5 protein-coding genes are annotated in these 10,557 nt (G+C 40.2%); 4 read left to right on the plus strand and 1 reads right to left on the minus strand.

Features of this window, described 5'->3' with window-relative positions; genetic code table 11:
* Window positions 1–86 precede the first annotated feature (86 nt).
* Complete coding sequence (locus ACWXWT_RS04130) at window positions 87–2,810, minus strand: TonB-dependent receptor (protein ID WP_456040344.1); 2,724 nt, start codon at window positions 2,808–2,810, stop codon at window positions 87–89.
* 508 nt (window positions 2,811–3,318) lie between these two features.
* On the opposite strand from ACWXWT_RS04130, the gene ACWXWT_RS04135 reads away from it, so the two are divergent.
* From ACWXWT_RS04135 to ACWXWT_RS04150, 4 genes are all read left to right on the plus strand, one after another.
* Window positions 3,319–4,950 (plus strand): alpha-glucosidase, encoded by a 1,632-nt coding sequence (locus ACWXWT_RS04135; RefSeq protein ID WP_456040345.1) that lies wholly within the window; start codon window positions 3,319–3,321, stop codon window positions 4,948–4,950.
* Between the two features lie 99 nt (window positions 4,951–5,049).
* A complete protein-coding gene (locus ACWXWT_RS04140) occupies window positions 5,050–6,315 on the plus strand; it encodes a sugar MFS transporter (protein WP_456040346.1) in 1,266 nt (421 codons plus the stop codon).
* A gap of 286 nt (window positions 6,316–6,601) precedes the next feature.
* A complete protein-coding gene (locus ACWXWT_RS04145; protein ID WP_456040347.1) occupies window positions 6,602–7,816 on the plus strand; it encodes an RsmB/NOP family class I SAM-dependent RNA methyltransferase in 1,215 nt (404 codons plus the stop codon).
* Between the two features lie 224 nt (window positions 7,817–8,040).
* Window positions 8,041–10,299, plus strand: a complete 2,259-nt coding sequence (locus ACWXWT_RS04150) for a bifunctional diguanylate cyclase/phosphodiesterase (RefSeq protein WP_456040348.1) — start codon at window positions 8,041–8,043, stop codon at window positions 10,297–10,299.
* The last annotated feature ends 258 nt before the right edge of the window (window positions 10,300–10,557 follow it).

Below are 10,557 nucleotides of genomic sequence, written 5' to 3' on the forward strand. Positions count from 1 at the left end.
GCTGTATCATTTGTCGCTGATAATTAAAAAGCCTCTGTAAGAGGTTACAGAGGCTTTTTATCGGTTTAGTTCAGTTTACAAGCCCATTAGAACTTGTAGTTAGCACCTAGCATAAAGTTACGGCCATAATTTTGGTAATCACGCACTAACCTTTGGTCATCACCTGTGTAAGAGGTAAACGGTTCGTTAGTTAAGTTGTTCACTTGGAATTGTACCGATAAACCGTATAGGGCATCGATACCACTTTCAGTAAAGTCATAACCAATTTGTGCATCGACAACCGTTTCTGCCTTAATGTTGACGTTTTCACGTTGTAAACTGATTTTTGTGACTTCACCTAGGAAGTCACTGCGATAACGTGAGCTAATGCGTGCTTCAAAACCAGAGTTTTCATAGTAAACGGTTGCGTTGAAGGTTTTCTCAGAAAGACCAGGTAAGGTCGTTGGATCACTGTCGGCGGTTTCTTTCACTTCGCTGTCGTTGTAAGAACCACTCAATATAGTACCAAAACCACTTAGTGAATCAGCAAAAATACCAAAATCGATAGATAAAGAGGCTTCAATCCCTTGTACGTAACCTCCATTACCATTTTGTGGTGTGCTGATACTTCCTATTGGATTATCACCAGAGTTTCTTTCAGGTAGTAGGCTACTGAAATCAAAATTAATATCTTGATTGTAAACATAGTTTTCTAAGTCTTTATAGAAAACTGCTAATGAAAAATAACCTTGGTCGCTAAAATAATTTTCATAGCTTATGTCATATTGGCGGGCTAACCATGGACGTAGTTCTGGATTACCTGCGCCACCTGACCAGTTAACACCGTCATTTGGATTTTGGCTGTAACTAAAGTTAAAGTTAGCGTTCATTTTGTCCATACGGGCACGTGTTAATGTGCGCGCTGCGGCAAAGCGTAACATTTGGCCATCGGCAATTTCAAAGCCTAAATTCATACTTGGTAACCATTCAACGTATGAATCGCCAGCTGTACGAGGAGTCAGTACTACAACTTCATTTTCAACTGATGCCACGGTACCATCAGAACTTTGATCGGTATGCACTGCTTGAATACCGATATTACCCGTTAACGGTAAACCAAATAACTCAGACTCTAGATTTGCTTTAACATAAAAGGTTGATACTTCTTCAGAGACTGCCCAAGAGTTTGTCGCTCGGGAGATATCAACATCAGCGGCATCAGTTTCGGTATAGCCGCCATCATTATAAAACGCTAGTGAATCGTAACTTAACACATCGCCCATGCCGAAGAAGTCGAGTGAGGTAGGTGATAATAAATACGCTTCAGGTATGGTTTCTGTGTAGTTATCAGAACCATCATAACCCGCTAACGTTAAGTAATAACCTTTGTCCAGCTTGCTTTTATCACGATTGGTGCGGTTTACGCCAAACTCAACGCTGCGCACTGCACCTTGGTCGAATACGTATTGGGCACTTAAACGGAACGATTGTAGTTCGTCTTCAATTTCGGGTTTGTTAATAAAACCATCTTGGGTATTATCACCAAGCGGATTCGCCCAGCCAAGTGGATCGGTAAGTTTAATTAAGTTTGGATCAGAGTAGTCAAGGTCGTGGGTAAAGTTGTAGCCACCATTACCATTGTAGTTAAAACCTAAGTCATCAACGGCACCAACACCTGTGCCGCGCCCTGTACCACTGTAACTTTCCATACCAATATCGGTACGATCAGCTTTTGACAAGGCGATATCAGCTTCAACACTCCAGTTATCGTTAATCGTGAACTTGTTGTTCCAACCAATTGACAGTGATTCGGCATCACGTTTGTTTACATCATTACGGATAACGACTTGAGCCCCGTTAATGGTTCCTTGGGTGACTAAACCATTATCGGCTGTTGTTGACGTTAAGCCATCATTAGTCCCCCAAGCCCCAGGAATTTCAATGCCGCGTAAACGCTGATCGTCGGTAAATTTGGTATAGTAAACATCAACGACCGAAGTAAATTGGTCGTTAGGTGCATATTCAAATACAGCTAACACGCCATCCCGTTCTAATTCGCTTGAACGAACAAATGGTTTTGCACCACCTAATATACTGTCACCAGCATCATTTTCTGGGTATCCCCATGCTTGCCAGCGTTCTTCTTGGTTTGGTGACATCATGCGGGCATAACCTAACGCAATGCCAATAGTGTCGTCGGCAAATTGGTCTATATATGAAATACTGCCACGATAACCCGTGTCGCTTGAGCCGCTATTAAGTGAACCTAAATCATTCATTTCACCACGCAGTGACATGGCAAACGTTTGTTCACCATGAGTTAGTGGGCTAATGGTTTGCATATCTACTGTGCCGCCAATGGCCTGCGCCATAACAGATGCATCTGGTGTTTTGTACACCACCACACGATTTAATAATTCAGAAGGGTACTGGTCAAATTCTACACCGCGATTGTCATTCACTGAGGCTTGTTCGCGACCGTTAAGTGTTGCTGTCGTGAAATCAGGTCCTAAACCACGGATAGAGATAACGTTGGCGCGTCCATCTAAACGCTGAGCTGAAACACCAGGTAAACGTGCAAGTGATTCTGCAATACTGACATCTGGTAACTTACCAATATCTTCAGCAGAAATGGCTTCAACAATGGATGATGAAGACATTTTTAATGATTGTGATTCTTGTAAACTGCGACGTATACCAGTGACTTTTACCACTTCAATATTTTCGTCAGCAGTCACTGTTGTCGTAGCGTCATCAGCAGCATAAGCATTTATACTTGCTCCTGCAGCAACTAATGCCAGCGTAAGTAGGCTCGGTTTAAATAGCAACATTCATCTTTCCCCTTTTGTGGACACTTAACCCCTTTGTGTTAGGGCAGAGTGTTAGTGTCCTTTTGAATTTTGGTTACAGTCTTTATTGTGATTTTTCCTCAGCATACTTAATTAACTTAATATAAGTGACTGCATAAGAGCTGAAGTTATGACCAAATTGTTGCGCAACAGTGACGATACTACTCGCAGTTCAGTTTTGGCGACAATATCATGCATACGTATTCAACGTTTATGGAGGTGGATTTACACTCTGCGTTTACATTTTTGAAACAACTCGACGATGTTGCATTTAATATATAAAACCTTGTATTTATTTGATTTATGTTATTTATATCGCTAACGATAATGCAAGTATTTCTTTGCATACGTATGCAGGTGTATTGAACCTGATTTCCTTATTCACGTATCCTCGGGGTATTACAAAAATACAGCGAGCTGTTACTCAGCTGCAACATCAAGATAACTCAATAGGATGATTGTAGAGTTAACTTAATTCTAAGGGGAAACAATGGGTCAGGTAGCCTGGTGGCGCGGAGGAGTGATTTATCAAGTCTATCCTCGCAGTTTAATGGATTCTAATGGCGACGGTGTGGGTGATTTGCAAGGGATTATTGCAAAGCTTGACTATATTGCCAGCTTGAATGTTGATGCAATTTGGATTTCGCCTTTTTTCAAATCTCCGATGAAAGATTTTGGTTACGATATTAGTGACTATCTGGAGATTGATCCCTTATTTGGCACCATGGCTGACTTTGAGCAGCTTATTGAAAAAGCGCATCAATTAAACATTAAAGTGGTGATTGACCAAGTGCTGAGCCACACTTCTGATCAACATGCGTGGTTTGAACAAAGTCGTCAAAGTCGCGATAACGACAAAGCCGACTGGTACGTGTGGGCTGATCCGAAAGATGATGGCAGTGCTCCAAACAATTGGTTGGCCATTTTTGGTGGGTGCGCTTGGGAGTGGGAACCTCGTCGTCAGCAATACTATTTACATAATTTTTTAAAAAGCCAGCCCGACCTTAATTTTCATAACTTGCATGTTCGACAAGCCGTATTAAACAATGTTGAATTTTGGCTAAAAAAAGGGGTAGATGGTTTCCGCCTTGATGCGATTACATTTTGTTATCACGATGAACAATTGCGAGACAACCCCGCTAAACCCAAAGATAAGCGTCAAGGCCGCGGCTTTAGCGAAGATAATCCTTATGCCTATCAATATCATTATTACAATAATACCCGGCCGCAAACGGTTGCATTTATTGAACAACTGCGCACATTAGTTAATTGTTATCCAGGTGCTGTCACCTTAGGTGAAGTGTCATCAGAAGATTCATTAGCCACCATGGCAGAATATACTCAGGGCGATGATCGTCTGCATATGGCGTACAGTTTTGAACTATTAACCGATGATTTTAGTGCCGCTTATATTCGTCAAACAGTTGAAGAACTTGAAGCCAGTATTGGTGATGGTTGGCCATGTTGGGCAATTGGTAATCATGATGTGCAGCGTGTTGCGTCTCGTTGGGGTAAAGATTGTGTTAATCCTACAATGGTAAAAATGCTCAATGCACTGTTATTTTCACTACGTGGCAGTGTGTGCAGTTATCAAGGTGAAGAATTAGGTTTAACTGAAGCCGCGATTGAGTTTAATCAATTGCAAGACCCGTTCGGCATTGCGTTTTGGCCAATGTTTAAAGGCCGTGATGGTTGTAGAACACCAATGCCTTGGTTAAGTGAAGCACCTAATGCTGGGTTTACCGAAGTCACACCATGGCTACCGATAGATCCCTCACACATTAATCGTGCTGTTGACATACAAGAAGTTGATCAAGGCTCAATATTAAACAGCTACCGCCAATTTTTACAGTGGCGCAAACGACAAAATATCTTGATTGAAGGTGCTATCGAGTTCATTGACAGTCATGTTGATGTATTAGCGTTCATTCGCGGTCAAGGCCAACAACGAATACTTGTGTTGTTTAACTTATCAGATAAACAGCAAACCTTTAGTTTAGGGCACTTGTCTTTATCTTCAATATTAAGTGGTCATGGCTTACTGAGTGGTTGCCAAGATAAGCTGCACCCAGAGACCCTTGTTTTGCCTGGTTTTGCCTGTTTTTATGCCGAACTTGGTTAGTCGTAATATACAGAACCGAAATATGAATGTATTTCAGTTTTTTTAATTTATTAATCTACAACGCTTGTATAACAATAATTAACCAGAAGAGACCACACTATGGCTTCAACAATACAAAGTACTGAGCAAACAACAGTGACAGGAGGTAGCGGTAGCTATCGTTTTGCACTTGTGTCATTGACTTCACTATTTTTTATGTGGGGATTTATTACATGTTTAAACGATATTCTTATTCCGCATTTAAAAGCTGTGTTCTCGCTTAATTACACCGAAGCCATGCTGATACAATTTTGCTTCTTTGGCGCATATTTTTTAGTCTCGTTGCCTGCGGGGAAATTAGTTAAAAAATTGGGATATCAAAAAGGCATCGTAACAGGGCTTCTTATTGCTTGTATTGGTTGTCTATTGTTTTATCCTGCTGCTGCGTTTGCCACTTATGGACTCTTTTTAGGGGCGCTATTTGTGTTGGCATCTGGGATCACCATTTTGCAAGTGGCGGCGAACCCCTACGTTAATGCATTGGGGAGCGTTGAAACCGCATCAAGTCGTTTAAACTTAACTCAAGCGTTCAACGCATTAGGCACAACGGTTGCGCCTTACTTTGGCGCAGTGTTGATTTTGTCGGTAGCCTCTGGTGCCGTTGAAAATTTAAGTCATGCACAAGCCGAAGCCGAAGTGGTTAAGCTTCCTTATCTTATTCTGGCAGGAATGTTAGGTTTACTGGCCTTGATCTTTTCTAAACTTAACTTACCGACGATTACAGAACACAGTGATACTTCAGGCTCAAAAGTTGTTACCCATAATGGTAAAACCAGTGCCTTACAAAGTATTCATTTGGTGTTAGGTGCAATTGGCATTTTTGTGTACGTTGGCGCAGAAGTGTCTATTGGTAGCTTTTTGGTCAACTTTTTAGGCGAAGAGCAAATCGCTGGCTTACAAGAAGCTGATGCGGCTAAATACATTACCTATTATTGGGGCGGGGCGATGATAGGGCGTTTTGTTGGATCTGTCATTATGCAAAAAATTCCTGCTGGAACCATGTTAGCATTCAATGCATTTGTTGCAGCACTATTGGTTTTGGTGGCGATGAACAGTACTGGTGCTGTTGCCATGTGGTCAATTTTGTCTGTAGGGTTATTCAACTCTATTATGTTCCCAACCATATTTAGTTTAGCATTAAGAGACCTTGGCCCGCATACTTCCCAGGGCAGCGGCATTTTATGTTTAGCCATTGTTGGCGGCGCTATTGTGCCATTATTACAAGGTGTAATGGCGGATAATATGGGGTTGCAACTGGCGTTTATTTTACCTGTCGTGTGTTATGCATTTATTCTGTTCTATGGTGCAAAAGGTTCAAAAATGTAATCTGTTGTCGACAGTATTACGCGTTATATAATTTGCGGCTTTCGGGCCGCTTTTTCTGCTTTGTCACGTAGTTATTTAAACGTTAACGATAAGCGTGAGCGTATTCATTGCTTTATTGCTCAATAGAATCATTGTCATCATGTGGCTAACGGGAAACAGAGAAATGAACTTTGTTTATTTTATGACATTGGTTTAAGTGTTAAACGTTGATCTTGCCTTGCTATCACAGGCTTTAATCCCTATGATCAGCACGTTTTTAATTGACCGTTATATTATGAGAGAGCCCATGTTGACTTATCCGTTGTCAGGCAGTTCATCAGAGTTAGTATTAAATGTGCTAACCATGGTGCTAACCCGAGGAAAACCATTAGATAGAGCCTATTCAGAGCATTTTTCTGGTTTATCGCTTAATCCATCAGAGCAAGCACGGATCACACAAGTCGCTGGCGATATTTTACGTCGTTTAAATTTATACTGTTTTCTTGTTGATATTACGCCTGAAGAGTTTGATCGTTTCGGATCAAAGTTATTAAATGGCTGGCATATTTTTCACAAGCTAGATCTGCCTAAAATGCAGTATTCATTGCAGGTTGAGCAAGCTGCTTTTGACGCTAAGCTTGAGCTGGCAAAGACCGACCCTGTGCTATGGGATGGCTGTCCACAATGGCTCGATGAACTTGGACAGGTTCAACTTGGTGATAAGTGGCCTGCTGAACGCGCAGCACTGGCCGAGCAACCCAAGCGATATTTACGTGTGAATGAACTAAAATGTGATCGTGATAAACTCATTACGCGTTTGCAAAAAGAAGGGGTCACGGCGGTGGCGTTAGCCGATGTTGCGTCTGCAGTTGAAGTGATATCAGATTCAGCTTTGTTTAGAACAGATGCATTTAAAGACGGTTGGTTTGAGCAACAAGATGCGGGATCACAGTTAGTTGCTAATGCCGTTAATGCAAAACCGGGAATGCGTGTTGTAGATGCTTGTGCAGGAGCGGGTGGTAAAACATTACATATCGCCGCGCAAATGCAAGGCAAAGGTCGTTTATTGGCGATGGATGTTGAGCAATGGAAACTCGACAATCTCAAAAGCCGCGCAAAACGTGCAGGCGCCCATAACGTGGAAACGCGTATTATTGCTAGTTCTAAAACCATAAAACGTCTCAAACTGTCAGCAGATCGAGTATTGCTTGATGTTCCTTGTTCAGGGCTTGGTGTATTAAAGCGTAATCCTGATTCTAAATGGCGCGATACACCTGAACGATTACCTGTATTAGTTGAGCTGCAAAAGCGCATTTTGCAGAGTTATAGTCGCATGGTGAAAGTGGGTGGCATGTTAATCTATGCAACATGCTCTATTATGCCTGAAGAGAATCGTGATCAAGTTGATGCATTTCTTGCTGATAATCCTCAGTTTACCCTTATCGAAGATGAAAATATTCTAGTATCAGAACGTGGCTTTGATGGCTTTTACTTAGCGAAGATGGAACGTATTGGCGAATAGTTATTCAATTATTCTGGTTTTTTAATCTTCAGGTTGTTGCTCGTTCTTTAGCGAAAAACAGTGCAAATATTTTGCGCTGTTTTTTTTTGAGGGCAATTAATCATACATGGAAATTAGCTTATTGAATAAATTAACGTTAAGACATTGATAAAGTTCTCACAAATGCATAATCTTATTCTATATTAGAAAGTGTATTTTTAAGCACTTGTGGTAAATGGAGTATTATGGATATAGGACCACATACCAATGCATTTATAGAAGATTGTGAACAGCATGATTTTCGTGAAATGAGTATTGAGCGTTACAGCACAATATTGGATATGGTATTAAAAGGCCTTCCATTAGGTGAAATGCTTAATGCACTTGTTTTACTCATTGAGGCTCAAAAAATTGGAACTCGTGCATCAGTTCTGTTGTTGAGTGAGGATGGTAAACGGTTATTGTCTGGTGCTGCGCCTAATCTTCCTGAACAATTTAACAATGAGATTAATGGCATCGAAATTGGTCAAGAGGTTGGGTCGTGTGGTGCTTCAGCATACACAGGTCAAAGAGTCATTGTTGAAGATATTGAACATCATCCCAATTGGCAAAAATATAAAGCACTACCACTAAAGGCTGGACTTAAAGCGTGTTGGTCGGAACCGATAAAAGACAGTAATCAAAAAGTGTTAGGTACATTTGCCATGTACTATGACACGGTTAAGTTACCGTCAGAACAAGATTTATACCTGATACAAGAAGCCGCTCGTTTGGCAAGTCTGGCTATTGAACGCAGTCGCGGCATGCATATTCAACGTTTAAGTAGCAAAATTTTTAATAGCTTACCCATAGCGCTGGTGATCACGAGTGAAGATAACTCGGTTCTATCAGCCAATCCTATTTTTAAATCATTAACCTCCACGTATTATGCAAACCTTAAGTTATTTGACGTACAGCGATTTTTAAGCCATTCCCCACAAGATATGGTTGCCGATTTATTTGAACATTTATCGCGTGGGCATGCCTGGCAAGGGGAAATGAAAGGGCTTAGAACAGATAACGATATTATCGATATTTCGCTCACGGTGACGGTGATTAGGGATAGCTTTACTCAACAAAATTGTTTTGCTTGGTTAATTACAGATATTTCTGCACGTAAAAATGCTGAAAAAATGATTGATTTTCAAAATAATTACGATCAGCTTACTGGGTTGGCCAATCGAAAGTATTTATTTAACAGTATTCAAACAATTATTACATCAAATGAGAATGCACTGGATAGTAAGCAAGAATTTAGCTTAATGTTGATGGACATTGATCATTTTAAACAAATAAACGATACCTTAGGCCATGATAACGGTGATTTAGTGTTAAAATTTGTCGCCCAACGTTTATTGAGTGCTATCCCTGAAAATGTGTTACTTACACGAATTGCTGCAGATGAATTTGCTTTAGTTTTGCCAGGTAAAATGTGTACTGAAGCATTGATCAGTATTGTTGATAAATTAACCAACGAACTCAAGAAGCTTTTTATTGTGGATGGTCAGGATATTATGCTCTCAATGAGTACGGGTCTAGCTCGTTATCCTCATGATGCAGATAATGTAGAACAAATATTAAATTGCGCAACCCAAGCAATGTACAATGCAAAATCTCATGGTCATAATTGTTTGCAGTTTTTTAATCAGCAAATTCAAAAAGATGCTGAACGACATGCCGAGCTTAATCTGTATCTCAAAACAGCCTTGAGCCTAAATGAATTTACGTTATTTTATCAACCAATTGTTAATCCGTTTACAGGTCAAATCATCAAAGCAGAAGTGCTATTGCGATGGTCACATAATGGACAGTTCATTTCACCTGATGAATTTATTCCTATTGCAGAAGAGTCGGGGTTAATTGTACAAATTGGCGAATGGGTTAGAGCTCAAGCGATAGATACGATTTTAACCTTGCAACAACGTCACTTAGCGATTCCATTTTCGATAAATGTGTCGACAATCGAATTTTGGACGACAGAGTTACAACAACGCTTTTTAACTTTTTTCGATGACAAACAAGAAGAGTTAGGGATGGTTGAGTTTCCGTATTCCTTAATTACTCTAGAAATTACTGAATCCTTGATGATGAAACAACAAGAAACCATTAGTCAATTGCTAAAAGAGTTAAGACATCGAGGCATGCAAATTTCAGTCGATGATTTTGGAACAGGGTATTCGTCATTATCATACTTGGTTAACTTTCCTGTAGATCAAATTAAAATTGATAAATCATTTATTCAAAAAATTTCATCCGGCTCACGACATGAAGTACTTATCGAGGCGATTGTGAGCATGAGTCGAGCATTAGATTTAATTATTGTTGCAGAAGGAATTGAGACAGAAGAAGAACTCAATTTTATAAAACAACAAGGTATAGAAGCTGTTCAGGGGTATTATTTTCACAAACCTATGCCGCAAGCGGCTTTTATTGAGCTTTTAGAAAAGCAATCTAAATCGATATAATTTGTGCCTTCAGAGGGTATTTAGCTGCGTTGATATTGGAAGTCGAGCGTAGTAATGATGGCCTGCAGCTACCATGACCTAGTAAACGAATGACATACATAAAAATGCCGCATATTGAATGCGGCATTTTATGAGACTGTAACTAATTTTGTGTAACTGCTTATCAAAACGTACTCTATTGAGAGTTAAGGATAGGCAGATACTCATGAACAAAAAAGATATTGAAGCTTTTGCTAAAGAAGCAGCTAAAAGCATTAA

The organism is Shewanella sp. A22, assembly GCF_053850585.1.

Coding starts and splice junctions, on each gene's coding strand:
- ACWXWT_RS04130 (WP_456040344.1), bottom strand. CDS start 2,810: ATGTTGCTATTTAAACCGAGCCTACTTACGCTGGCATTAGTTGCTGCA.
- ACWXWT_RS04135 (WP_456040345.1), top strand. CDS start 3,319: ATGGGTCAGGTAGCCTGGTGGCGCGGAGGAGTGATTTATCAAGTCTAT.
- ACWXWT_RS04140 (WP_456040346.1), top strand. CDS start 5,050: ATGGCTTCAACAATACAAAGTACTGAGCAAACAACAGTGACAGGAGGT.
- ACWXWT_RS04145 (WP_456040347.1), top strand. CDS start 6,602: ATGTTGACTTATCCGTTGTCAGGCAGTTCATCAGAGTTAGTATTAAAT.
- ACWXWT_RS04150 (WP_456040348.1), top strand. CDS start 8,041: ATGGATATAGGACCACATACCAATGCATTTATAGAAGATTGTGAACAG.